Source organism: Roseixanthobacter finlandensis, from assembly GCF_043195105.2.
Classification (GTDB): domain Bacteria; phylum Pseudomonadota; class Alphaproteobacteria; order Rhizobiales; family Xanthobacteraceae; genus NCEH01.
This window is the reverse complement of the sequence record NZ_CM195536.1, coordinates 3,793,776-3,816,501: the sequence shown is the minus strand read 5'-3', so window position 1 is coordinate 3,816,501 and position 22,726 is coordinate 3,793,776. Positions and strand designations below refer to the sequence as shown.

The 22,726-nt window shown below is 66.4% G+C and carries 19 protein-coding genes; 3 read left to right on the top strand and 16 right to left on the bottom strand.

Annotated features, from left to right (window positions below):
- Positions 1-5: 5 nt before the first annotated feature.
- From V5G24_RS18065 to V5G24_RS18030, 8 genes are all read right to left on the bottom strand, one after another.
- Positions 6-710 (bottom strand): ABC transporter ATP-binding protein, encoded by a 705-nt coding sequence (locus V5G24_RS18065; RefSeq protein ID WP_394082052.1) that lies wholly within the window; start codon positions 708-710, stop codon positions 6-8.
- A complete protein-coding gene (locus tag V5G24_RS18060; RefSeq protein WP_394080466.1) occupies positions 703-1,458 on the bottom strand; it encodes an ABC transporter ATP-binding protein in 756 nt (251 codons plus the stop codon). Before V5G24_RS18060 ends, V5G24_RS18065 begins: the two co-directional genes overlap by 8 nt.
- On the bottom strand, positions 1,455-2,462 hold the full coding sequence (locus V5G24_RS18055) for a branched-chain amino acid ABC transporter permease (protein WP_394080468.1): 1,008 nt from the start codon (positions 2,460-2,462) through the stop codon (positions 1,455-1,457). The genes V5G24_RS18060 and V5G24_RS18055 overlap by 4 nt, the downstream gene beginning before the upstream one ends.
- Before the next feature lie 14 nt (positions 2,463-2,476).
- Positions 2,477-3,349, bottom strand: coding sequence for a branched-chain amino acid ABC transporter permease (locus V5G24_RS18050; protein ID WP_394080470.1), 873 nt, complete (start codon positions 3,347-3,349; stop codon positions 2,477-2,479).
- A 490-nt stretch (positions 3,350-3,839) separates the two neighbouring features.
- A complete protein-coding gene (locus V5G24_RS18045) occupies positions 3,840-5,087 on the bottom strand; it encodes an ABC transporter substrate-binding protein (protein ID WP_394080472.1) in 1,248 nt (415 codons plus the stop codon).
- A gap of 31 nt (positions 5,088-5,118) precedes the next feature.
- Entirely contained in the window at positions 5,119-7,491 is a 2,373-nt protein-coding gene (locus tag V5G24_RS18040; protein ID WP_394080474.1) for a xanthine dehydrogenase family protein molybdopterin-binding subunit, read from the bottom strand.
- The gene (locus V5G24_RS18035) at positions 7,488-7,976 is read right to left on the bottom strand and encodes a (2Fe-2S)-binding protein (RefSeq protein ID WP_394080476.1); all 489 of its coding nucleotides are present in this window, start codon (positions 7,974-7,976) and stop codon (positions 7,488-7,490) included. The genes V5G24_RS18040 and V5G24_RS18035 overlap by 4 nt, the downstream gene beginning before the upstream one ends.
- The gene (locus tag V5G24_RS18030; RefSeq protein WP_394080478.1) at positions 7,973-8,833 is read right to left on the bottom strand and encodes an FAD binding domain-containing protein; all 861 of its coding nucleotides are present in this window, start codon (positions 8,831-8,833) and stop codon (positions 7,973-7,975) included. Before V5G24_RS18030 ends, V5G24_RS18035 begins: the two co-directional genes overlap by 4 nt.
- Before the next feature lie 286 nt (positions 8,834-9,119).
- Between V5G24_RS18030 and V5G24_RS18025 the strand changes: the two genes are divergently transcribed.
- Both V5G24_RS18025 and V5G24_RS18020 read left to right on the top strand, forming a co-directional pair.
- Entirely contained in the window at positions 9,120-9,806 is a 687-nt protein-coding gene (locus V5G24_RS18025) for a TetR/AcrR family transcriptional regulator (RefSeq protein ID WP_394082054.1), read from the top strand.
- Between the two features lie 41 nt (positions 9,807-9,847).
- Positions 9,848-10,651 (top strand): bestrophin-like domain, encoded by an 804-nt coding sequence (locus tag V5G24_RS18020; protein WP_394080480.1) that lies wholly within the window; start codon positions 9,848-9,850, stop codon positions 10,649-10,651.
- Between the two features lie 87 nt (positions 10,652-10,738).
- Here V5G24_RS18020 and V5G24_RS18015 read toward each other — a convergent pair whose 3' ends face one another.
- Complete coding sequence (locus tag V5G24_RS18015; protein ID WP_394080482.1) at positions 10,739-12,412, bottom strand: electron transfer flavoprotein-ubiquinone oxidoreductase; 1,674 nt, start codon at positions 12,410-12,412, stop codon at positions 10,739-10,741.
- Positions 12,413-12,629: 217 nt separating this feature from the next.
- Between V5G24_RS18015 and V5G24_RS18010 the strand changes: the two genes are divergently transcribed.
- The gene (locus V5G24_RS18010) at positions 12,630-13,631 is read left to right on the top strand and encodes a uracil-DNA glycosylase (protein ID WP_394080484.1); all 1,002 of its coding nucleotides are present in this window, start codon (positions 12,630-12,632) and stop codon (positions 13,629-13,631) included.
- Positions 13,632-13,683: 52 nt separating this feature from the next.
- Here the strand turns inward: V5G24_RS18010 and V5G24_RS18005 are convergent, their stop codons facing one another.
- The 7 genes from V5G24_RS18005 to V5G24_RS17975 all read right to left on the bottom strand — a co-directional run bounded on the left by V5G24_RS18005 (position 13,684) and on the right by V5G24_RS17975 (position 22,411).
- On the bottom strand, positions 13,684-14,166 hold the full coding sequence (locus tag V5G24_RS18005; RefSeq protein ID WP_394080486.1) for a CYTH domain-containing protein: 483 nt from the start codon (positions 14,164-14,166) through the stop codon (positions 13,684-13,686).
- A gap of 229 nt (positions 14,167-14,395) precedes the next feature.
- Entirely contained in the window at positions 14,396-15,865 is a 1,470-nt protein-coding gene (gene pyk / locus V5G24_RS18000; RefSeq protein WP_394080488.1) for a pyruvate kinase, read from the bottom strand.
- A gap of 204 nt (positions 15,866-16,069) precedes the next feature.
- Positions 16,070-16,948 carry a 2-hydroxy-3-oxopropionate reductase gene (glxR, locus tag V5G24_RS17995; protein ID WP_394080490.1) on the bottom strand — a complete coding sequence of 293 codons (879 nt, stop codon included), beginning with the start codon at positions 16,946-16,948 and terminating at the stop codon, positions 16,070-16,072.
- Positions 16,949-17,041: 93 nt separating this feature from the next.
- A complete protein-coding gene (gene hyi, locus V5G24_RS17990; RefSeq protein WP_394080492.1) occupies positions 17,042-17,818 on the bottom strand; it encodes a hydroxypyruvate isomerase in 777 nt (258 codons plus the stop codon).
- Between the two features lie 302 nt (positions 17,819-18,120).
- Positions 18,121-19,896, bottom strand: a complete 1,776-nt coding sequence (gcl, locus tag V5G24_RS17985; protein ID WP_394080494.1) for a glyoxylate carboligase — start codon at positions 19,894-19,896, stop codon at positions 18,121-18,123.
- Between the two features lie 317 nt (positions 19,897-20,213).
- Positions 20,214-21,584 carry an MmgE/PrpD family protein gene (locus tag V5G24_RS17980; protein ID WP_394080496.1) on the bottom strand — a complete coding sequence of 457 codons (1,371 nt, stop codon included), beginning with the start codon at positions 21,582-21,584 and terminating at the stop codon, positions 20,214-20,216.
- Positions 21,581-22,411, bottom strand: a complete 831-nt coding sequence (locus V5G24_RS17975) for an HpcH/HpaI aldolase/citrate lyase family protein (RefSeq protein WP_394080498.1) — start codon at positions 22,409-22,411, stop codon at positions 21,581-21,583. Before V5G24_RS17975 ends, V5G24_RS17980 begins: the two co-directional genes overlap by 4 nt.
- Between the last annotated feature and the right edge of the window lie 315 nt (positions 22,412-22,726).

Here is a 22,726-nt window from a genome sequence, read left to right as displayed (position 1 = left end):
AGCGCTCACACGGCGCAATAGCGATCCTGAATGTCCTTGTCGGCCAGAAGCGCGGCGGCGCTGCTTTCATGGACGATTTCACCCTGGTCGATGATGACCGCCCGGTCGGCCAGCTTCAATGCCCATTCCACGTTCTGTTCCACCAGCACCAGGGTCATGCCCTGGTCGCGCATCCGGCGGAACAGCACGCCCATCTCCTCCACCAGCACCGGCATGATGCCTTCTGAGGGTTCGTCCAAGAGGATCATGGAGGGTTTCGCGATCATGGCGCGGGCGATGGCCAGCATCTGCTGCTCGCCGCCCGACATGGTGGTGCCCTGCTGGTGCAGACGCTCTTTCAGGCGGGGAAAGCTCTCGGCGATCTCGTCGATGGCCGCGCGCTCGTCGATCTTCTTGCCCGAGGCGACGAGGCCGAGCTGCAGGTTTTCCCGCACGGTCAGCCCCTGCACGATGCGCCGCTCCTCCGGCACATAGGCGAGGCCGAGCTTGAAGCGCTCGTGCGCGGCGCGCGGCAGAAGCTCGATGCCGTCGAACCGCACGCGCCCGGTGGCGCGGGGCATCAGGCCCATCACCGCGCGCAAGGTGGAGGTCTTGCCCGCGCCGTTGCGGCCGACCAGGGCGACAATCTCGCCCTTCTCCACCTTCAGGCTCACCTTGTGGAGAATATGGCTCGCGCCGTACCAGGCATCCAGGCCCTCGATCTCAAGCATAGCCATCGTTCTGACCCAGATAGACGCGACGGACTTCCTTGTCCGTCTGGATGGATTGGGGTGTGCCGTCGGCGATCAGCCGGCCGTGATGCAGCACCAGGATGCGATCGCTCAAGCCGAGAATCATCTTCATCTTGTGCTCGACGAGGAGGATGGTGCGCTCGGCGGCAAGCCGCTCGATGAGGGCGACCATCTCCTTGGTTTCCTCCGGCCCCATGCCGGCGGTGGGCTCGTCCAGCAGCAGCAGTTCGGGATCGGCCACCAGGGCGATCGCGATTTCCAGCGCCCGCTGTTCGCCATGGGCGAGCGCCTTGGCCGTGCGGTGGCCCTTGGCGTGAAGCCCGACTGCGGCGAGCGCCGCGTGCGCCTTCTCGTCGAGCTCGCCATAGCGCATGCGGTTGGAGAACACGTCGTAGCGGGCGACGAAGGCTTGGGCCGCCACGCGCACGTTTTCATGCACCGTCAGTTCGGGGAAAATGTTCGTGATCTGGTAGGAGCGGGCGATGCCGAGATGCACGAATTTGTGCTGGCGCAGCCCGGTCAAATCCTTGCCCTTGAAGCGGATCGCGCCGGTGGAGGGCGGCAGCACGCCGGACAGCACATTGAAGAACGTGCTCTTGCCGGCGCCGTTCGGGCCGATGATGGCGGTCACCTTGCGCGGCGCGAAGCTGGCGCTGATATCCGCCAGCGCGACGAACCCGCCGAAGCTGCGGCCGATATTCTCGACGGAGAGAAGCGGCGTGGTCATCCCTGCGTCCTCCGGGAAATCAGGGTGCCCCAGATGCCCTTGGGCAGGAACAGCACGAAGGCGATGAAGATCAGACCCACGATGAGCTGCCAATGGGAGGTCCAGAGCGAGGCGACATCCTCGATCAGCAGGAACACCAGGGCGCCCACGAACGGGCCGAAGAAGCTGCCGGCGCCGCCGAGCAGCGTCATCATCACCACCAGGCCCGAGGTCTGGTAATGCAGCGTATCCAGCGGCACGATGGCGAGATGCAGGGCCGAGAGCGCGCCCGCGAGCCCGCAGATGAGGCCCGACAGGATGAAGACGATGAGCTTGGTGCGCTCCACATCATAGCCGCAGGCGCGCGCCCGGGTCTCGTTCTCGCGGATCGCCTCGATCACCGCGCCGAAGGGCGAATTCAGCAGCCGCGAGACGAACCACAGCGCCAGCGCCGCGAAGACCATCAGAACATAGTATTTATTCACCGGGTTCAAGAAATCCACCGTGAAGCCGAACAGATTGATGGTGGAGACGGTAAAGCCGCGCAGGCCGTTCTCGCCGCCGGTCCAGGCGCTGGCCTGGAGCGCCACGTAATAGACCAGCTGCGAGAGCGCCAGCGTCACCATGGAGAAATAGATGCCGCGGGTGCGGATCGACAGCGCGCCCATGATCGCGGCGAGCACGCCCGCGCCCAGCACGCCCACCAGCATGGCGGGAAACCAGCCGAGGCCGAAATGGGCGATGGCGATGCCGGTGAGATAGGCCCCGCCGCCGAAGAAGGCCGCATGGCCGAACGAGAGCAGCCCGGTATAGCCGAACAGCAGATTGTAGCCGACCGCGAACAGGCCGAAGACCAGCACGTTCACCGCCAGCGCCTGCGAGGGCAGGACCCACGGCAGGAGACACAAGGCGAGCACCGAGAGCGGCACGCGCCAGCGCTGCAGCATCGCGCCGAAGCCGGTGGCTTTCACGCCGGTCTGTGCGGCCAGCGGCGGCGCGGCGGCGGAGGCCGGGGAAGGGGGCATGGAAGGATCTCCGCTCATGCGCGCACGCTCTGGCCGAACAGGCCCTGCGGACGGAACAGAAGGACGAGCGCCATCAGCGCGAACATGACGATGGTGGCCATTTCCGGCGCGAACAGCGCGGTCATGGAGACCGCGACGCCCACCACCAGCCCGGCGATCACCGCGCCGAGCAGGGATCCCATGCCGCCGATGACGGTGACGACGAAGGCTTCGGCGAGTACCAGCGTGCCCATTTCCGGCGTCACGTTGCGCATGGGCGCGGCGAGCACGCCGCCGAGTGCGGTGAGCGCCACGCCGAGGCCGAAGACGACCAGCCACAGGGCGCTGATATCCACCCCGAGCACCCGCATCATCAGCGGATCCTTGGCACCGGCCCGCACGATCAGGCCGAACTTGGTCTTCTCCAGCGCGAACCACAGGGCCAGCAGCACCACCGCCACGAGCGCCACCACGAACAGCCGATAGAGCGGGAAATAGCCGATGCCGAGATCCACAACCCCGCTCAGCGCCTCGGGGGTAGCGAACGGGACGCCATCGGTGCCGAACACGATGCGCACCATTTCCACCAGCACATAGCCGAGGCCGAAGGTGAGCAGCAGGGGATCATCCACCGAGCGCTTATAGAGCGGGCGGATGAGGAAGCGCTCGATCAGCATGCCGAACACGCCCACCGCCAGGGGCGCGAGCAGCAGCGCCCACCAGAAATTGCCGGTCTGCTCGGCCACCCACACGCCGGCATAGGCACCCACCATGAACAGGGCGCCATGGGCGAAGTTCACGATGCCCAGCATGCCGAAGATGATGGTAAGGCCGAGCGCCGCCATGATCAGCACCGCGCCCAGCGCGACGCCGGAAAACAGCTGCATGAGGATGAGTTCGAGATCCATGTCGGTGTCCGGCTCCGGCTTTCTGTGTCGTCTCCTCTCCCCGACGGGGAGGGGTGAACTTTGGCTTTCCCTCTCCCCTTGAGGGAGAAATCCGGGAGCGCCCCCCTCTCCCTCAAGGGGAAAGGGCCGGGGTGAGAGGCGCGCCCGGCGCGGCTTGATCCCGCCGGAAGGCTCTGTCCCCTCACCCGTCCGCTGCGTGGCCGACCTCTCCTCGTTGGGGAGAGGTGAACTTCGCACTTTCCCTCTCTCCCCCGAGGGGCGAAACCGGGAATTCCCCCTCTCCCCGCCGGGGAGAGGGTTGGGGTGAGGGGCGCTCCCGCTCCCGCGCGGCTTGATCCCGCCGGAAGGCACTTCCCCCTCACCCGTCCGCTACGCGGCCGACCTCTCCCCCTCGGGGAGAGGTGAACTTTGGCTTTCCCTCTTCCCCCGGAGGGGAGAAGTCAGGAACTCCCCCTCTCCCCGCCGGGGAGAGGGTTGGGGTGAGGGGGGCTCAGGTCGGGAAACCAAGCTCCGCGCAGGAGCGCAGCATGTCTTCCGAGCCCGGATCATTGGCGATGATGGCGAACAAATCCTGCTCGTTCGCCATGTCGGCCTTCTTCTTGGATTCCAGTACCAGCACCGCCTGCACCGACTGGTGGTCGCAGGCGCGATAATGCTGCGGGCCCTTGGCTACATCGTATTTCAGGTTCTGCAGCGCCTCGACCATCTTGTCGGTATCGGTGCTGCCGGCCTTCTCGATGGCCAACAGGAGCGAGGCGACGCCGGTGAAGCCATAGGCGCCATAATCGGTGGGATAGGCCCCGTTATTGGCCGCCTTGAAGGCATCGTTGAAGGTCTTCGCCGTGGGCACGGTGCTCTCCAGGCCCCAATAATAATTGGCGCCGCCGATCACGCCCGCGAACACGTCCGGGCCGACCGCGAGGCGCTGGTTGTGCAGGATCACCGGGACCACGATCTGCATCTGCTGCTTCAGGCCGAAATCATTGGCCTGCTTGATGGAATTGGCCTGGTCGCGGCCGAAATTGCAGATCGCCAGGATGTCCGGCTTCATCGAGCGGATGCGCGGCATGAGGGTCGAATAATCGGCGGCCCCGAACGGGTGGAGGATCTCGCCCACGCTCTCCGCGCCGATGGCGGCGGCGGCGCGCTTGAAGCCGCGCAGCATCTCATGGCCATAAGCGTAGTCCGCCACCAGATAGGCGATCTTCGAGCCCTTCTTGAAGGTCTTCCGCGCGACCGCCGCGGTCGTCATATGCGGGTTCAGCGCCTCGTGGAAGGTGAAGCGCGAGAAATCCTTCACCTCGTTGATGGTGTCGGACTGGCTGATCGAGACATAGAGCACGCCGCGCGCGCGGGTGACTTCGTTGACCGCGAGCTGCACCGCGCTGGAGAGCGCGCCGACGATCGCGTGCACCTTGTCCTTCTCGATCAGTTCGAGGGTGCGGGTGGCGGCCTCGCCGGCGTTCAGCTTGTCGTCGCGCACCAGCAATTCGACCTTGCGGCCGCCGATGCCGCCCTTGTCGTTGACCAGCTTCACCGCCAGCTCGGCGCTCTTCACCTGGTCCTTCGCCTCGGCGCCGAACGGGCCGGTGAGCGGGGTGGGAAAGCCGATGCGGATGGTGTCGGTCTGCGCCCGCAGGATCGCCGGCGCGGCCATGAGGCCGATGCCGGCCCCCATGCCTGCGAGAACGGCGCGGCGCGATACGCTGGATATCGGCGGCTTCAGAAAATTGGCCATAAGTCCCTCCCAGGGGTCGTTTTTTTATGGGTCAGAAGGTTCCGAGCGCCTTCAGCAGGCGCGCGGGGGTCATGGGAATCTGCGAGATCGTGGCATTGAACGGGGCGATGGCGTCGTTCACCGCGTTCAGCGCCGCGGCGGAGGCGGCCGCCGTGCCGGCTTCACCGCAGCCCTTGGCGCCGAGCTCGGTGTCCTTGGTGGGTGTTTCCATGTGGTCGATCAGGATGTCGGGCATCTCGCACGCCATGGGCACCAGATAATCGGCCAGCGAGCCATTGGTGAGCTGGCCGCTTTCATCGTACAGGCATTCCTCGAAGAAGGCCGCGCCCAGCCCCTGCACCACGCCGCCGCGCACCTGTTCTTCCACCAGCAGGGGATTAATGATGCGGCCGCAATCCTCCACCACGAAATGCTTGAGGATCTTCACGAGGCCGGTCTCCACATCCACTTCCACATGGCAGCCGTGGATGCCGTTGGTGAAGGCGAAGGGATAGCCCTGCGGCGCGTAATGATGCACCGCCGAGAGCTGGGCATTGGTGCCGGCCGGCAGCGTATCGGAGCGGAAATAGGCGATGCGCGCCACCTCCGAAAGGCTGATGCGCGCCTGCCCCGTGGTGCGCTCGACGATTTCGCCGTTGACGAGGTCCAGCGCGTCGGGCGTCGCCTGGAGGATGGCGGCGGCGACGGCGAGCACGTTGCCCTTCAGCTTGCGCGCCGCCTGAAGCGCGGTCTCCCCGCCGATGCCGGCGCCCCGGCAGGCCCAGGTGGCCCCGCCATGGGGCGTCACCTCGGTATCGCCGGTGATCACCCGCACGATGTCGCGCGAGACGCCGAGATAATCGGCGACGATCTGGCCCATGATGGTCTCGGTGCCCTGGCCCTGCTCGGTCACCGAAATCAGGCAGCGCACTTCGCCGGAGGGCGTGATCTTGAGGATGGCGCCGTCCTGCGCCGAGATGCGCGCGCCGCCGACGCCGTAGAAGGCGGGGGTAGGATTGGTGATTTCCACGAAGGCGGCGATGCCGATGCCGCGATGAATGCCGCGCGCGCGGGCCTCGGCCTGATCGGCGCGCAGGCGGTCGTAATCCATCAGCGTGTGCAGCTTGGCGAGGCAGGCCTGATGGGAGAGCGCCTCGAACTTGTAGCCGGTGGCGGAGGCGCAGGGATAGGCATCGTCGGCGATCAGGTTTTTCGCGCGGACCGCGAACGGGTCGAGCCCCGCCTTCTGTCCGGCCAGATCCACCAGCCGCTCGGTGACCGCGCAGGCGATGGGATGGCCCACCGCACGATACTGGCTGGTCTGCACCTTGTTCTGGAACACCACCTTCAGGTCCGCGCGATAGCTGGCGAGCGCATAGGGCGCGCCGATCAGGCGGATCACTTGGTTGCCCTCCACCGCGCTGGTGCGGGGATAGGTGGAGAAAGCGCCGACGGCGGTCTCGTCCTCCACGTCCATGGCGAGGATGGTGCCGTCCGCCGCCACGGCCGCGCGCGCCTTCACGCGATGGTCGCGGGCGTGGATGTCGGAGACGAAGGCTTCCGTTCGGTCGGCGACGAATTTCACCGGCCGCCCGAGCAGCATGGACAGCCCGATCACCGCCATGTCCTCGTGATAGACATGCAGCTTCACGCCGAACGAGCCGCCCACATCCGGCGCGATCACCCGCACGCTGGATTCGGCGATGCCGTAATGGCGGGCGTAGATGTCCTGGAATTGATAGGGCGTCTGGGTCGCGTGATGGACGGTGAGGCGCTCCTCGCTCGGGTCGTAATCGGCGATGATGGCGCGCGGCTCCAGCGTCACGCCGGTATGGCGGCCGAAGCGGAATTCGCCTTCCACAATGTGGGCGGCGCTGGCGAAGATGGCGTCCACGCCGCCGGTGTCGAGGCCGGCGCGAAAGCACATGTTGTCGGCAAGCTCGGGGGAGACGCGCGGCGCGCCCTCGGCCTGGGCCATGTCGAGGTCGGTGACCGGCGGCAATTCCTCGAAGCTGATCGCGACCATTTCCGCCGCATCCTCGGCGAGCGCGCGGGTATCCGCGACTACGGCGACCACGGCCTGTCCGGCCCACACCGCGCGCTCCAGAGGCAGCGGCAATTGGGGCGGGGATTTCATGCCCTTGAAATGGTCGAGCGTGCCAACCCACGGCGTGCAGAGGCGCGCGAGGTCCGCCCCGGTGGCGACAAGGCGCACGCCCGGCATGGCCTGTGCCGCCGCTATGTCCACATCCGCGATCCGGGCATGGGCATAGGGGCTGCGCACGAAGGCGGCATGCAGCATGCGCGGCAAGGTGATGTCGGTGACATAGCGCCCACGCCCCGCCAGCAGGCGCTTGGCATTGGGGCGCGACAGCGGCTGGCCCACATGGCCGGGGCGGTCGAAGGGGGTCGCGGGGGCATTCATGAGCGCACCTCGCCGGCGCGCAGCCGCGCCGTGGTCTCGATGGCGTCGACGATCGCCTCATAGCCGGTGCAGCGGCAATAATTGCCGGAGAGCGCGTCGCGGATATCCTCGCGCGTGGGGATGCCGCCTTGTTCCAGCAGCGCATGGGCATTCACCAGCACGCCGGGGGTGCAGAAGCCGCATTGCAGGGCGTTGCGCTGGTGGAAGGCCTGTTGCAGCTCGGCAATGGCGCCGCGCTCGGAAAGGCCTTCCACCGTCTCGATCACCGCGCCCTCGGCCTGCACGGCGAGGACGAGGCAGGAATGGACGGGAACACCGTCCATCATCACTAGGCAGGCGCCGCAGGCGCCCATTTCGCAGCCTGTGTGGGTGCCGGTGAGTTCGAGGTCGAGCCGCAGGAAATCGGCGAGCGTGGTGCGCGGCACGACGGCGCGCGCCACCTCCACGCCATTGACGGTGAGGGCGAGGGGAACGGGGGCGCTCATGTCGGGGAACTCACGGTTTGCAGCAGCCGGCCCAGCAGCACGCGCGCCAGATGGCGCCGCATGGCGGGGGGCAGGTGCTCGTCCTCGGCGGGGTCCAGCTCGGCTTCGATCAGGCCCTGGACATGGGCGATCAGCGCCGCGTCGATCTTCCGGCCGGCGAGCGCGGCCTCCACGCTTTTCACGCGGACCGGGGTCGCGGCGACGGAGAAGAAGGCGATGCGCATGGACGCGACGCGCCCATCTTCTTCGAACAGGCCCTGAAGCCCGGCGCCGACCATGGCATAGTCGCCCCGGCGCCGCGTCAATTCGTCGAACGCCCAGCGATGGCGCGGGCCGACGCTCGGAACATGGAGCGCGACGAGGATCTCGCCGGGTTCGAGCGCGGTCTGGTACAGATCCTGGAAATAAGCGTCCGCCGGCACGAGGCGGGTGCCCGCGGCGCCGTAAATCTCCATCTGCGCGTCCATGGCCAGCATCATGGCGGGAAATTCGGAAGCCGGATCGGCCAGCGCCACGCTGCCGCCGAGGGTGCCGCGATTGCGGATCGCCGGATGCGCCACATGGGGAGCGGCCTGCGCCAGCAAGGGCGCGTGGCGGGCGATCAGCGGCTCGGTGAGCATCTGCGCGTGCCGGGTGAGGCCGCCGATGCGCAGCATGTCACCGTCCAGCGTAACCCCGCGCATGTCCGGGATGCCGGCGAGATCCACCAGGATTTCGGGCGCCTGGAGCCGCAGCGCCAGCGCCGGCACGAGGCTCTGCCCACCGGAAATATAACTCGCGTCTCCCCCTTGCGCGAACGCCGCATAAGCGTCGGCCAAAGTCTCGGCGCGGACATAGCTGAAGGCGCGAGCTTTCACGCGCAAACTCCCGTGGCGATTTCCTCTTGCGGCTTTTGTAACCGCTTGGTCACAAAATTGGCCCGGGCCTGGATCTGTTGTCAATAGAAAATGACCATTTGGTCACTTTCTCCAGTTGGGCTATCGAGGATATGCCGTTCGTCGCAGCGGCCGTGGGCAGGAGAGCGTGCTGTTGGAAAAGGGGGATTCGCCGCGCCGCAAGGTTAAGGACCGGGCTCAATCCGCCGAACCGGCTTCCAGCGCCGCGCCGCCCGCCGCCGCGCCGGAACGGCCGAAGCGCCGCAACATGCGGGCCGCCGACCGCGAGCTGGCCATCGTCGAGGAAGCGGCACGCTTTTTCGCCGAGCACGGTTTCGAGGGGCAGACGCGCGAACTGGCCAAGCGCATGGGCATCACCCATTCCGCCATTTATCGCCATTTTCCCAGCAAGGAAGCGCTGATCGAGCGCGTGTACGAACAGGTCTATCTCAGCCGCTGGAGCCCGGATTGGGAGCGGCTGGTGACCGACCGGAGCCTCTCGCTCGAAGCGAGGCTGACCGCCTTCTACAAGCAATATGTCGAGAAGGTCTTCGATTATCAGTGGGTGCGGATCTTCGTCTTTTCCGGCCTGAAGTCGTTCGACATTACGAATCGCTATCTCACCATCGTGCGGGACCTGATCATCCTGCCGGCCTGTGCGGAGCTGCGGCACGATCTCGGCCTGCCGTCGCCGCAGGACGCCCCCATCGGCGAGCGGGAGGCGGAGATGTTCTGGGGCCTGCACGGGCGCATCTTCTATCTCGCCATCCGCCGCTTCGTGTACGGCACGCCGACCCCGGAAAACCTCGACGACGTGGTGCGCGACGCCGTGAAGAGCTTTCTGCACGGCGCCAGCTTCACCATGCGGGGCATCGTGGAAGGCGAGACGCAAGGCGGCTCGGACGAACGTGATCGCGGTGCGGGCCTTGGCGGGGCAAAGGGAGAGCAGTACTAAAGCTTTGCCGTGCGCGACGATGAGGGTGGGAAGCTGAGGCTATGGATATCTGGACCTCGATCGTCGCCACATTCGCGCTGATGCTTGTCGCGGCGGGCGCGGGCAGCCTGTTGGCGCGCCGGCTGCCCGAGGCCTGGCTTGGGGAAGGCTCCATCATGAGCCTGAAGGCGAGCATGGCCATGGTTTCCACCATGTCCGCCCTGTTGCTGGGCCTGATGGTCAATTCCGCCCGCTATAATTTCAGCGAAGCCTATTCGGACGTGCAGAAATACGCCGCGAGCATCCAGTTGACGGACCTGGAATTGCTGAATTATGGCGCGGCCGCCTGTGGCCTGCGCCACACATTGCAGGATTATGGCCAGCAGCTGCTTGCCGAAACCTGGCAGAATAATGTTGATTTCTCCCAGGCGCGCACGGACGGGTCCACGTTGAAGATGATCCTGCGGCTTGATTCGCAGGTGCGCGCGCTCGAGCCCAGCACCGAAAGCGAGAAGCAGGCGCGCCTTTCGCTGCTCGCTTTTGCCCATCAGCTGGTCGAATATCGGTGGAAGGTCTCCGGCCTGGCGCGCACCGCGACGCCGGCGATTTTCATCATTGTGGTGATCAGCTGGTTCACGCTTCTCTTCCTGTATCTCGGCGTGTTCGCGCCGCGCAATCCGCTGGTTGCCGTGGGGCATGTGCTGGCGATGATCGCGATTTCCGCCGCCATCTTCCTGGTGATCGAGATGGGCGAGCCGTTCGACGGCTTAATTCAGGTGTCCCCCGCGCCCTTGGTGCGGCTGCTCCATCGCATGGAGGCCGAACCGTGCCCGGCCCCGCTCAACCCGGCGGCGCAACCGGGCTGAGGCGCTCCACCGAAGTGGCGCGCCTTGGTGCTTGTTCAGCGCCCCGCAGGCGCGGCGCAGGACGACCCGTGCCGCTGCGGCCTTCGCTCACATATTGGGATAATTCGGCCCGCCGCCGCCCTCGGGTGCGGTCCAGGTGATGTTCTGGTTCGGGTCCTTGATGTCGCAGGTCTTGCAGTGGACGCAGTTCTGCGCGTTGATCTGGAAGCGCGGGGCGTCCGCCCCCTCCTCGATCCATTCATAGACGCCGGCCGGGCAATAGCGGTTGGACGGGCCGGCATAGATGTCGTGCTCGGAGGATTTCTGCAGCGCCATGTCCTTCACCACCAGATGGACCTGCTGGTCCTCCTCGTGATTGGTGTTGGAGATGAACACCGAGGACAATTTGTCGAAGGTCAGCACGCCGTCCGGCTTGGGATAGGCGATCTTCTTGCACTGCGCCGCCGGCTTCAGGCTCGCCGCGTCGGTCTTGCCGTGCTTCAGCGTGCCGAACAACGAGAAGCCGAACGTGTTGGTCCACATGTCCAGCGCGCCGAGGCCGATGCCGATGAAGGTGCCGAACCGCGACCACAGCGGCTTCACATTGCGCACCTTCTTCAGGTCGGCGCCGATGGCCGAGGAGCGCCAGGCATTCTCATAGCTGATCAGCTCGTCATGGCTGCGCCCTTCGGCCAACACCGGGGCGAGATGGTCCGCCGCCAGGATGCCGGAGAGCACCGCATTGTGGCTGCCCTTGATGCGCGGCACGTTCACGAAGCCGGCCGCGCAGCCCACCAGCACACCGCCGGGGAAGGAGAGCTTGGGCACGCTCTGATACCCGCCCTCGGTGATGGCGCGCGCGCCATAGGAGATGCGCTTTCCGCCCTCGAACGTGTCGCGGAAGGTGGGGTGGGTCTTGAAGCGCTGGAATTCGTCGAACGGGGAGAGATAGGGGTTCTGGTAATTGAGGTGGACCACGAAGCCCACCATCACCTGCTCGTCCTCCATATGATAGAGGAACGCGCCGCCGCCGGTGGAATTGCCCAGCGGCCAGCCGAAGGCGTGCTGCACCAGGCCGGGATGGTGCTTTTCCTTCTTCACCTTCCACAATTCTTTCAGGCCGATGCCGTACTTGCCCGGCTCCTTGCCCGCATCGAGCGCGTATTTGGCGATCAATTGCTTGGTGAGATGGCCGCGCGCGCCTTCCGCGAACACCGTGTAGCGGCCGCGCAATTCCATGCCGCGGGTGAATTCGCCCTTCGGCTTGCCGTGCTTGTCCACGCCCATGTCGCCGGTGGCGATGCCGACCACCGCGCCCTTGTCGTCATAGAGGATCTCGTCGGCGGCGAAGCCGGGATAGATCTCGACGCCGAGCGCCTCCGCCTTCTGCGCCAGCCAGCGGCACATGTTGCCGAGCGAGCCGACATAATTGCCGTGGTTGTTCATCAGCGGCGGCATGGTGAAATTGGGCAGCTTCACGCCGCCCGCCGGGCCGAGCAAATAGAAATGATCCTCGCTCACCTGCGTCACCAGGGGCGCGTCGGCTTCCGTGCGCCAGTCGGGAAACAGCAGGTCGAGGCCGATCGGATCCACCACCGCGCCGGAGAGGATGTGGGCGCCGACTTCCGAGCCCTTCTCCACCACCACGACGGAAATCTCCTCGCCGCGCTCGGCGGAGAGCTGCTTCAGGCGAATGGCCGTGGCAAGACCGGCAGGACCTGCCCCCACGACGACCACGTCGTAGTCCATGCCTTCGCGTTCCGGCAGTTCCGCCTCGGTCATCGATTGCTCCCGCATACGTCAATCTTTTATCCTTGGAGTTCTTCCACGGTTGAAGCCATCTGACAATTCGCCCCTGTGCGCGGCAGCTTCACGCAGGGGAGAATTCGCGCGTTTTATCAGCGTTGGGAGGGGCGGGGAATCCGTGGGGCGTGATCCGTGCGTTCCCTCCGCGCCCGTTCCGCTTTATCCTGGGCGTCCCTTGTTTCATCCGGTGCCCATGGCTTCCTCCTCCCTCGACGACTGGCGCGACATCCTGGCCTTCCATCTGGAGGCGGGCGTGGATGTGGCCGTCGGAGAAACGCCGGTGGATCGCTTCGCCGAAAGCGCGGCGGCCCAGGCGGCGGCGGCCGCCGCCCGGGCGCAGGGCACGCCGGCCCGTGGCACGTCGGGAAGCGCCGGCTCCGCCCGTCCGGCAGCTCAGCCACCCGCAGCGGCCCGCCAAGCCGCGCCCGCCCAAGCGGCCGCAGGAAACGCCGCCCCAGGACACGCCGCGCAAGGACATGCCGCGCAAGCCGGCGCCGCGCGCGCCTTAGGCGGGGCCGCAAGCCATTCGCCGGCCGTGCCGACGCTCTCGGCCGCACCGCCCGACATGGCGGAAATGGCCGCGCGGGACATGGCGCATGCGGCGGCGAGCCTGGAGGATCTGCGCGCCATCATGGAGGTGTTCGACGGCTGCCCCTTGAAGCGCACCGCGACCCGCATGGTGTTCGCCGACGGCAATCCCGAGGCGCGCATCATGTTCGTGGGCGAGGCGCCGGGCCGCGACGAGGACGAGCAGGGCCTTCCCTTCGTCGGCCGCTCCGGCCGGCTGCTGGATTTGATGCTCGGCGCCATCGGGCTCGACCGCACCAGCGCCTATATCGCCAATGTGATTCCCTGGCGGCCGCCGGGAAACCGCACGCCGACCCCGCAGGAAACCGCCATCTGCCTGCCGTTCATCCGCCGCCAGATCCAGCTCGCGGACCCCGATATCCTGGTGTGCCTCGGCGGCCCCTCCGCCCAGGCGCTGCTGGCGGTGAGCGAGGGCATCACCAGGATGCGCGGGAAATTGGTGGATTATGATACCGGCACACGGGTGATTCGCGCGCTGCCGACCTTTCACCCCGCCTATCTCCTGCGCACGCCACTGGGCAAGCGGCTGGTGTGGCGCGACCTGCTGGCGGTGGAAGCCTTATTGGCGCAGGGCGGGTCGGCGCAGGGCGGCGGAAAATCCGGCTGAGGTACAGTGCGCCTCACTTTGCACCGTCAGCGGGTCGGCGACCGGCCGAGGGTCACAGATCGGCGGATTCGTAGGAGCCGGTAATCGGCGCGCTGACCAGCGAGGAATTGCGATAGCGCGGGTCGTCGGTCACTTCCTCGCCGATCCAGGGCGGCAGCACGACCGTTTCCGCTGGGTCGGCCAGTTCGATCTCGGCCACCACGAGGCCCTTGTTCTCGGCCTCGAACACATCGACGGTCCAGACCTTGCCGGCGAAATCCACCTCGTAGCGGGTCTTCTCGATGAGCGGCTTCATGCATTGCTCGGCGAGCATCAGCTCGGCATGGTCGAGGGGGATTTCATATTCGAATTCCGGCCGGGACATGCCTTCCGTACGGCCTTTTACCGTAATGAAGGCCTTGTCTCCCGCGCGGCGGATACGCACGGTGCATTCGGCACCGATGCACAAATACCCCTGCGAGAAGCGCGCGCCGCGCGCATCCTCCCGCCAGGCGTCGGATATCACCAAAAACTTCCGTTCGACTTCGACGGGCATGCGCGATCCTGAGTGCCGACCGGCGAATTTTCCCGCATCTCAATCGAAGACGCTATCTCAAAAGCATTCCAGCCCGCGCGCAAAAGGATGACTGCATCCAAAATGGCGCGCTTTGACTATTTTATGCGACAAAATCCCTTGTCCCGCTGCGCGCTCAGGTTTTTATTTCTTCCAAAGCGCGCGCGGATTGCAGGCCGGGAGGCGCCGTGCGCCGCCCGGCCGAACGCGATCAGCTCTGAACGCCGTCGAATTTGCTCGGCGGATTGGTGTCGCCGATGGTGGTGACGCGCATGATGTTGGTGGTGCCGGGCTTGGCGAACGGCACGCCGGCAGTGATGGCGAGGCGGTCGCCCGACTTGCCGAGATCCTCTTCCACCGCAATGCGTACGGCCGTGTCCACCATCTCGCCGAACGAGTGGATGTCTTCTTCCACGTGCACCGCGTGCACGCCGTAGGACAGCGCGAGGCGGCGGGCGGTTTCCAGGCTCGTGGTGATGCCGAGGATCGGCATGGGCGGGCGCTCGCGCGCCGCTCGCAGGGCCGTGGTGCCGGAGAGGGTGTAGGCGACGAGGGCGGAGGCATCCACCGCGATGGCGGTCTGATACGTGGCCTTGGTCACCGCGTCGCCGATGGTCTTGCCCCATTCGGCCTGGGTGGCGTCGAGCGTCTGGCGATAGCCGGGGTCGCGCTCCACATGGCGGATGATGTCGTCCATGAAGGAGACCGCTTCCACCGGATATTGCCCGGCCGCGCTCTCGGCCGAGAGCATCACGCAATCCGCGCCCTCATAGACGGCGGTGGCGACGTCGGAGACTTCCGCGCGGGTGGGGACGGGCGCGGTGATCATGCTTTCCAGCATCTGGGTCGCCACGATCACCGGCTTTCCGTAGCGGCGCGATTCCGCGATCATGCGCTTCTGGATCGCCGGGATCTCGGGCAGCGAGAGTTCGACGCCGAGGTCGCCGCGCGCCACCATGATCGAATCGGAGAGCTTCACCAACTCGGTGAGATGCTCCACCGCCGCCGGCTTTTCCATCTTCAGCATGATGGCCGCGCCGCGATCGCCGATCAGCGCGCGCGCCTCATGGATGTCGTCGGGGCGCTGCACGAACGAGAGCGCGATCCACTCGACGCCGAGATTGCAGGCGAAATCGAGATCCTTGCGGTCCTTCTCCGTCAGCGGGGAGAGCGGCAGGACCACGTCGGGAATATTGAAGCCCTTGTTGTTGGACAGCTTCGTGCCGCTGATGACCTGGGCATCCAGCCAGCCGGGGCCCTTGGCCACCACTTTGAGGCGCACCTTGCCGTCGTCGCACAGCACGGTGGAGCCGATGTTCAGCGCCTCGATGATGTCGGGATGGGGGATCGGCACGCGGTTTTCATCGCCCAGCGTTGCGACATCGGCATCGAACCGCAGCACCTTGCCGGGCGCGAAGGTGATGGCATTGTCGGCGAACTTGCCGAGGCGCAGCTTCGGGCCCTGAAGATCGGCGATGACGCCGATGGGGCGGCCGACGTCCTGCTCCAGCGCGCGGATGCGGGCGAGCACCTCGCCGTGGTTTTCCTGGGTGCCGTGGCTGAAGTTGAGGCGGAACACGTCCACCCCCGCCAGGAACAATTCCTTCAGCTTTTCCGGGCTGTTGGAGGCGGGCCCGACGGTCGCCACGATCTTGGTGGCACGCGCGCGCTTCGTCGACATTCTCGTCTCCTCCCGTTGATGCGTTCGGTTGGCCGCCCGCTGATCTGTATCCGGCCGATGGTTGCGGCTTCTTGAGGCTTGGGCAGGGGCCGGCGCCGTGCGGCGGCTGTCCCTGCCCACCCGCCCCGGCTTGGCCGGGGGTATCGCATTTACATAAAGGTCTTAGCCGAAAGTTCTATGACTTTCGGCTAAGCTTGGTCGTTTTCACGCGACGTCGTGATTGGCCAGCAATTCCAGCGCCTGCACCATGGCGGAATGGTCCAGCTTGCCGCCGCCACGGGCCGCGACCGCATTGAACAATTCCTGCGCGGTGGCGGTGTTGGGCAGCGCGATCTGCAGCGCGCGGGCCGAGGAGAGCGCCAGATTGAGGTCCTTCTGGTGCAGCTCGATGCGGAAGCCGGGGGCGAAATTGCGCTTCACGATGCGCTCGCCGTGCACTTCCAGGATGCGCGAATTGGCGAACCCGCCCATCAGCGCCTGGCGCACCTTCGCCGGATCGGCGCCGGCCTTGGAGGCGAACAGCAGCGCCTCGCTCACCGCTTCGATGGTGAGGGCGACGATGATCTGGTTCGCGACCTTGGTGGTCTGCCCGTCGCCATTGCCGCCGACGAGGGTGATATTCTTGCCCATCTTCTCGAACAGGGGCTTCACCTTTTCGAAGGCGGCATCGGGGCCGCCGACCATGATGGTGAGGGAGGCGGCTTTCGCGCCCACGTCGCCGCCGGAGACCGGGGCGTCGAGATAATCGCAGCCGAGCGCATTGATCTTCGCGGCGAATTTCTTGGTCTCCACCGGCGAGATGGAGCTCATGTCCACCACGATCTTGCCGGCGGTCAGGCCCTCGGCGACGCCGCCCTTGCCGAACAGGGCTTCGTCCACGTGCGGCGTATCGGGCACCATGAGGATGATGATGTCGGAATTCTTCGCCACTTCGGCCGAGGAGGCGACGGCGGTCGCGCCCTTGTCGGTCACTTCGGCGGGGATCTTGAACACGTCATAGACGAACAGCGTGTGCCCGGCGTCGATGAGGTGGCCGGCCATGGGGGTGCCCATGATGCCGAGACCGATGAAACCCACGTTCATGTGCGTATCTCCTGGATTGGTTTCACCCCCGCCGGGCGGGGCAGGGGTGTTTGATTTGCGGCCGGAGCCGAGGGTGTCCGGCCCGCGGACGGCTTACTGGTAATCCTTGATCCAGCCGATGCCCTCATCGGTCGTGGTCTTGGGCTTGTATTCGCAGCCGACCCAACCGGTATAGCCGGCCTCGTCGATGGCTTTCAGCACGAACGGATAATTGATCTCGCCGGTGCCGGGCTCGCCGCGTCCGGGATTGTCCGCGAGCTGGATATGCTTGATGCGGGCAAGGTTGGCGCGGATCGTGGGGACGAGATCCCCTTCCATGATCTGCATGTGATAGATGTCGTACTGGAAGAAGATGTCGTCCGCGCCCACCTCGTCGAACAGCGCAAGCGACTGCTTGGTGTTGGTGAGATAAAAGCCGGGGATGTCGCGGGTGTTGATGGCTTCCGCCACGAACGGGATGCCCGCCTTCTTCAGTTCCGCCGCGGCGAACTTGAGGTTCGACACCAGGGTCTCGTGCACCTTCTCGGCCGAAACGTCCTTGGGGGTGAGGCCCACCAGCACGTTCAGCGTCTGCGTGCCCAGCACCTTGGCATATTCGATGCCCTTGCCGACGCTGTCCTGGAATTCGCCGACCCGGTCCGGCAGCACGGCGATGCCGCGCTCGCCCTTGGCCCAATCACCGGCGGGCAGGTTGTGGAGCGCCTGGGTCAGGCCGTTCTCCTTGAGCTTCTCGGCGAGCTGCTCGGCGGGATAGGCATAGGGAAACAGATACTCGACGCCCTTGAAGCCCACCGACGCCGCCTTGGCGAAGCGTTCGGTGAAATCAAGCTCGTTCCAGAGCATTGTGAGATTAGCTGCGAGTTTGGGCATTCACCTCTCCGCTGGCTTAGCCTGCCTTTTGGACGTTTGCGCTCAACTCCCCGGCGGAAGGCAAGATCCGCGTCGGGTTGGTCTTTGGGTGGGCGGGCCTAGCCGCACCGCGCACCGGTCCCGTCGCGGGGGTGGGCAGGGCGGCGGGCTTTTTTCCGGTGGTCTCGTCGGTCGGTTTTGTCGTCGGTCTCCGGAGCGATGTCCGCGGCGCCGGAATGGGACCCGGCGCCGACGACATCGCCCGCCACCGCACGCAGCCGGAGGGAGCCGGCTACGGCAGGGCGGAGCAAAGCTTTAGCAGATCACTCGGCCGGCTCAACCTGCCGCACCTGTTCCAGGGGCACGTCGAGGATGTCCTCGAACTCGTTGACCTTGTCGATCTCGACGCCCATGGCGATGTTGGTGACGCGCTCCAGGATGAATTCCAGCACCACCGGCACCTGATGTTCCTGCATCAGTTTCTCGGCATTGATGAAGGCATCCTTGAACTCGTTCGGCGTGCGCACGCGGATCGCCTTGCAGCCGAGGCCCTCGGCCACCGCCACATGATCCACGCCATAAGCGCCGATTTCTTCGGAATTGATGTTGTCGAACGAGAGCGAGACTTCGAAATCCATCTCGAAGCCGCGCTGCGCCTGGCGGATCAGCCCGAGGTAGGAATTGTTCACCACCACGTGCAGATAGGGCAGCTTGTGCTGGGCGCCGACGGCGAGTTCCTCGATCAGGAACTGGAAATCGTAATCGCCGGAGAGCGCGACGATCTTGGCGTCCGGCCGGGCCGCGCGCACGCCGAGGGCGGCGGGCAGGGTCCAGCCGAGCGGGCCGGCCTGGCCGCAATTGATCCAGTGGCGCGGGTTGTAGACGTTCAGGAACTGCGCGCCGGCGATCTGCGAGAGGCCGATGGTGGTCACATAGGTGACGTCGCGGCCGAGCGCCTCGTTCATCTCCTCATAGACCCGCTGCGGCTTCAGCGGCACGTTGTCGTAGTGCGACTTGCGCAGCATGGTCTGCTTGCGCATCAGGCATTCGTCCGCCCACTTGGAATAGTCGGGCAGCTTGCCGGCGGCCTTCCATTCCTTGGCGATTTCGACGAACAGCTCCAGCGCCGCCTTGGCGTCCGAGACGATGCCGAAATCCGGGCCGAACACGCGGCCGATCTGGGTCGGCTCGATGTCCACATGCACGAACTTGCGGCCCTTGGTGTAGACCTCGACCGAGCCGGTGTGGCGGTTGGCCCAGCGGTTGCCGATGCCGAGCACGAAGTCGGAGGCCAGCATGTTCGCATTGCCGTAGCGGTGCGCTGTCTGCAGGCCGCACATGCCGGCCATCAGCGGGTGATCGTCGGGAATGGTGCCCCAGCCCATGAGGGTGGGGATGACCGGCACGCCGGTCACTTCGGCCAGTTCCACCAGCAGGTCGGAGGCGTCCGCATTGATGATGCCGCCGCCGGCGACGATCAGCGGGCGCTCGGACGAGAGCAGGAATTCAAGGCCCTTCTCGGCCTGGGCGCGGGTCGCCTTGGGCTTGTAGACGGGCAGGGGCTCATAGGTGCTCTCGTCGAACTCGATCTCGGCGAGCTGCACGTCGATGGGCAGATCGATCAGCACCGGGCCGGGGCGGCCCGAGCGCATGACGTGGAAGGCCTGCTGGAACACCATGGGCACCAGCGCCGGCTCGCGCACGGTCACGGCCCATTTGGTGACCGGCTTGGCGATGGATTCGATATCCACCGCCTGGAAGTCTTCCTTGTAGAGGCGAGCGCGGGGCGCCTGGCCGGTGATGCACAGGATCGGAATCGAATCCGCCGAGGCGGAATAGAGGCCGGTGATCATGTCGGTGCCGGCGGGGCCGGAGGTGCCGATGCACACGCCGATATTGCCGGCGACCGCGCGGGTATAGCCCTCGGCCATGTGGGAGGCGCCTTCCACATGGCGCGCCAGCACGTGGCGGATGGAGCCGCGCAGCTTCATGGCAGAATAGAGCGGATTGATCGCCGCGCCGGGAACACCGAAGGCGCAGGTGATGCCTTCCTTCTCGAGAACGCGGACGGCAGCGTCTATGGCACGCATGCGGGGCATGGTGACCTCCCTGTTTCTGAATTGTCCCCTGGATACTCCTGTGCCTTTCGTTCCACTATCGAAGATATGGAACGACATTGATGCCGAAAAGGCAAAGATGGCAAAAAAGCCGTGTCGGCTGAATAGTTTGGCGCTGCAGCATGTGCGCTGCGAAACGGGTTTGTGTGGGCTTGGCGCCGCGCGGGAGGGAGCCGGCGAGGGCGGGCGAGAGCGTTGCTCCGTAACGCAAAACGGCGGCCGGACCGTTCGTCCGCCGCCGTTCCGATGTGCCCGCCGCGTGCCGTCTCTCGGAGCTTGCGGGCGCAGATGATCCCGCCTCAGCCGCGGGCGAGGGCCGCCACTTGCGCCATGTTGGCGATGTCCGCGCTCTGGAGCAGGCTGCGCGCGAGGTCTGGGGTCTTCTCCCCGAGCACCGGCTTCACCAGCGTGGTGAATTTCGCGGCCAGCGCCGCGTCGGCAGGAAACAGGTCCGGCTCGCCCGAGGGGTCGGGAATGTCCAGCTCGAAAATGGCGCCGGTGGTGGTCACGGTGAGGCGCGCGCCGAAGGGATGGGCGCGGCCTTCCAGCGCCGGGTCCGCCTCCACGTCGATGCGGTCGCAAAGCGCGTCGAGCACGGGATCGCCGAGCCGGTCGTAATCGTCCCAGCCGAACGCGCCCTGGTCGAGCGCGACGGCGGCGGTGAAGGGCATGGAGAATTGCCCGTCCACCACCGTGCGGGCCCGGCGCTTCTCCGCAAGCGGCGCGCCGGTGAGCGTGATGCCGTTGGGATGCAGGCCCACGCGCACCTTCACGATGTCGGCGGCGGTGAGATGGTGTTCGGCCCGCAGCGACAGCAGCCCGTCGAGGGCGGCATGGGTATAGCGGCAGCTGGGATAGGGCTTCAGCCCGATCTTCATGGTCTCGTACACGGTGCCGAGGTCGCGCACCGCCTTGGCGGGATCCGCGCCGTCGCTATAGCCGTGCAGGAACCCATGCTTGCCCTCGATGGCGTCGGACGCGCCCTTGAAGCCCTCGGCCGAAAGGGTGGCGGCGATCAGCCCGTTCATGGCCGCCGCGCCCACCTGATAGCGCTTGTTCCAGGCGCCGTTGACCAGGAATTGCAGCGACCCCGCCGCCTGGCTCGCCGCCACCCCGAAGGCGCAGGCGATGCGCGCGGCATCGAGCCCCAGCAGCTTGCCGGCCGCCGCCGCCGCGCCGAACGTGCCGGCGGTGGCGGTGGGATGAAAGCCGCGCGCATAATGCACCGTGGGATCAAGCGCGACGCCGAGCCGGCAGCACACTTCATAGCCGGCGATCACGGCGGTGATGAAATCGCGCCCGCTGGCCCCCGTCATCTCGGCCGCGGCGAAGGCGGCGCAGACCACCGGCGCGCTCGGGTGGAGCGAGGATTCCGCATGGGTGTCGTCGAAATCCAGCGAATGGCCATAGACGCCGTTCAGCAGCGCAGCGATGGCTGGCGCATAGGTGCGCGTGGCGCCCACCACGGTGCAGGCGCCGGGGCCGTCGAGGCCGAGCCGGGCGAGCATGGCGCGCACGCTGGCGCTGGATTCCGCATCCGCTCCCCCGCGCGCGATATTGCCGAAGAAGTCGAGCACCAGCCGTTCCGCCCGCGCCACCACCTCGGGCGGGAGGTCGGCGAAGGAAAGGTCCGCGACATAGCGGGCGAGGATATTGGTTTCATCGCTCATTTGGCGTCTCCCTGAAGCGCCGGCATGCCCTGCGCGCGCGCCAGAATGCCCTCGGCGCGCAGGCGCACGGGCGTATCCACCATGGCGCCGTCCACCTTCACGGCCGCGCCGCCGGCGGACGATGCCGCCAGGACGCGCGTCGCCCAGGCGAGTTCCGCGTCCGAGGGGGCAAATCCCTTGATCACGGGGGCGATCTGGCGGGGATGGATGCACAGTTTGCCGGCGCAGCCGAGGCTTGCGGCATAGGCCGCTTCCCGCTCGCACAGGGCGGCATCGTCGAAAGCGGCGGTGACCCCGTCGAGCGGGCCGGCAAGCCCGGCGAGGCGCGAGGCCAGCACCAGTTCGCTGCGCGCCGCGAGCAGGGCGTCGCTGGTATGGGCGCAGCCGATGTCGGCGGCGAAATCGATGGAGCCGAAGGCGAGGCGCCGCACCTGGGGCGCGGCCGCGATGGCGCGGGCATTGGCGATGCCGCGCGCGGTCTCCACCAGCGCCATCACCGGCAGGCCGTCGATATCGGGAATGTCGGCGACATTTTCGGCCTTGGGCAGCACCAGTCCGGCGAGCGGCAGGCGCCGCGCCAGGGCGAGGTCTTCGCCATGCCAGGGCGTGCCGACGGGATTGACGCGCAGGAAGATCGGCCCGCCGCCCGCCGGGAAGCCGGCCGCGATGGCGTCGCGCGCATGGGGTTTCTCGGCCACCGCCACCGCATCCTCCAAATCGAGGATGATGGCATCGGCACCGGCGGCCAGCGCCTTGGCGAACCGTTCCGGCCGGTCGCCGGGAACAAACAGGACCACGAGACGCGCATCGAACAGCGAGGAGGACATGAACGCCCCTGGATCAGAACCAATGAGCGCGCACAGTGCCGCGCGGCCGGGCGGGCGCAAATAGGGAATTGCTTGCCCGCTCATAGCAAAGACCTATGGCCCCCTCGCCGGAGGCGAGATGGCCCCGCCCCGGCTTTCCGAATCTGGCGCTCGGCAACGACAGTGCCAACGTTGCTCCGATGCGGAAAACGAAGCCGCAGAAGCTCTGACCTAATGCTCGGAAGCTTGACCAGATCGGCGATCCGCGCAAGGAAATCGGTGCGGTGACGAGGAGTGGCCCTCGCCGATCCGGAGTAACATTAGGATCGGAGATCG

What these genes read in the sequence shown, in the direction of transcription:
- V5G24_RS18040 (WP_394080474.1), bottom strand. Translation starts at nt 7,491, where the DNA reads ATGAATGCCCCCGCGACCCCCTTCGACCGCCCCGGCCATGTGGGCCAG.
- V5G24_RS18005 (WP_394080486.1), bottom strand. Translation starts at nt 14,166, where the DNA reads ATGCCCGTCGAAGTCGAACGGAAGTTTTTGGTGATATCCGACGCCTGG.
- V5G24_RS17975 (WP_394080498.1), bottom strand. Translation starts at nt 22,411, where the DNA reads ATGTCCTCCTCGCTGTTCGATGCGCGTCTCGTGGTCCTGTTTGTTCCC.
- V5G24_RS18015 (WP_394080482.1), bottom strand. Translation starts at nt 12,412, where the DNA reads ATGACCGAGGCGGAACTGCCGGAACGCGAAGGCATGGACTACGACGTG.
- V5G24_RS18025 (WP_394082054.1), top strand. Translation starts at nt 9,120, where the DNA reads ATGCGGGCCGCCGACCGCGAGCTGGCCATCGTCGAGGAAGCGGCACGC.
- V5G24_RS18055 (WP_394080468.1), bottom strand. Translation starts at nt 2,462, where the DNA reads ATGCCCCCTTCCCCGGCCTCCGCCGCCGCGCCGCCGCTGGCCGCACAG.
- V5G24_RS18035 (WP_394080476.1), bottom strand. Translation starts at nt 7,976, where the DNA reads ATGAGCGCCCCCGTTCCCCTCGCCCTCACCGTCAATGGCGTGGAGGTG.
- V5G24_RS17980 (WP_394080496.1), bottom strand. Translation starts at nt 21,584, where the DNA reads ATGAGCGATGAAACCAATATCCTCGCCCGCTATGTCGCGGACCTTTCC.
- V5G24_RS18050 (WP_394080470.1), bottom strand. Translation starts at nt 3,349, where the DNA reads ATGGATCTCGAACTCATCCTCATGCAGCTGTTTTCCGGCGTCGCGCTG.
- V5G24_RS18020 (WP_394080480.1), top strand. Translation starts at nt 9,848, where the DNA reads ATGGATATCTGGACCTCGATCGTCGCCACATTCGCGCTGATGCTTGTC.
- gcl (WP_394080494.1), bottom strand. Translation starts at nt 19,896, where the DNA reads ATGCCCCGCATGCGTGCCATAGACGCTGCCGTCCGCGTTCTCGAGAAG.
- hyi (WP_394080492.1), bottom strand. Translation starts at nt 17,818, where the DNA reads ATGCCCAAACTCGCAGCTAATCTCACAATGCTCTGGAACGAGCTTGAT.
- glxR (WP_394080490.1), bottom strand. Translation starts at nt 16,948, where the DNA reads ATGAACGTGGGTTTCATCGGTCTCGGCATCATGGGCACCCCCATGGCC.
- V5G24_RS18065 (WP_394082052.1), bottom strand. Translation starts at nt 710, where the DNA reads ATGCTTGAGATCGAGGGCCTGGATGCCTGGTACGGCGCGAGCCATATT.
- pyk (WP_394080488.1), bottom strand. Translation starts at nt 15,865, where the DNA reads ATGTCGACGAAGCGCGCGCGTGCCACCAAGATCGTGGCGACCGTCGGG.
- V5G24_RS18045 (WP_394080472.1), bottom strand. Translation starts at nt 5,087, where the DNA reads ATGGCCAATTTTCTGAAGCCGCCGATATCCAGCGTATCGCGCCGCGCC.
- V5G24_RS18060 (WP_394080466.1), bottom strand. Translation starts at nt 1,458, where the DNA reads ATGACCACGCCGCTTCTCTCCGTCGAGAATATCGGCCGCAGCTTCGGC.
- V5G24_RS18010 (WP_394080484.1), top strand. Translation starts at nt 12,630, where the DNA reads ATGGCTTCCTCCTCCCTCGACGACTGGCGCGACATCCTGGCCTTCCAT.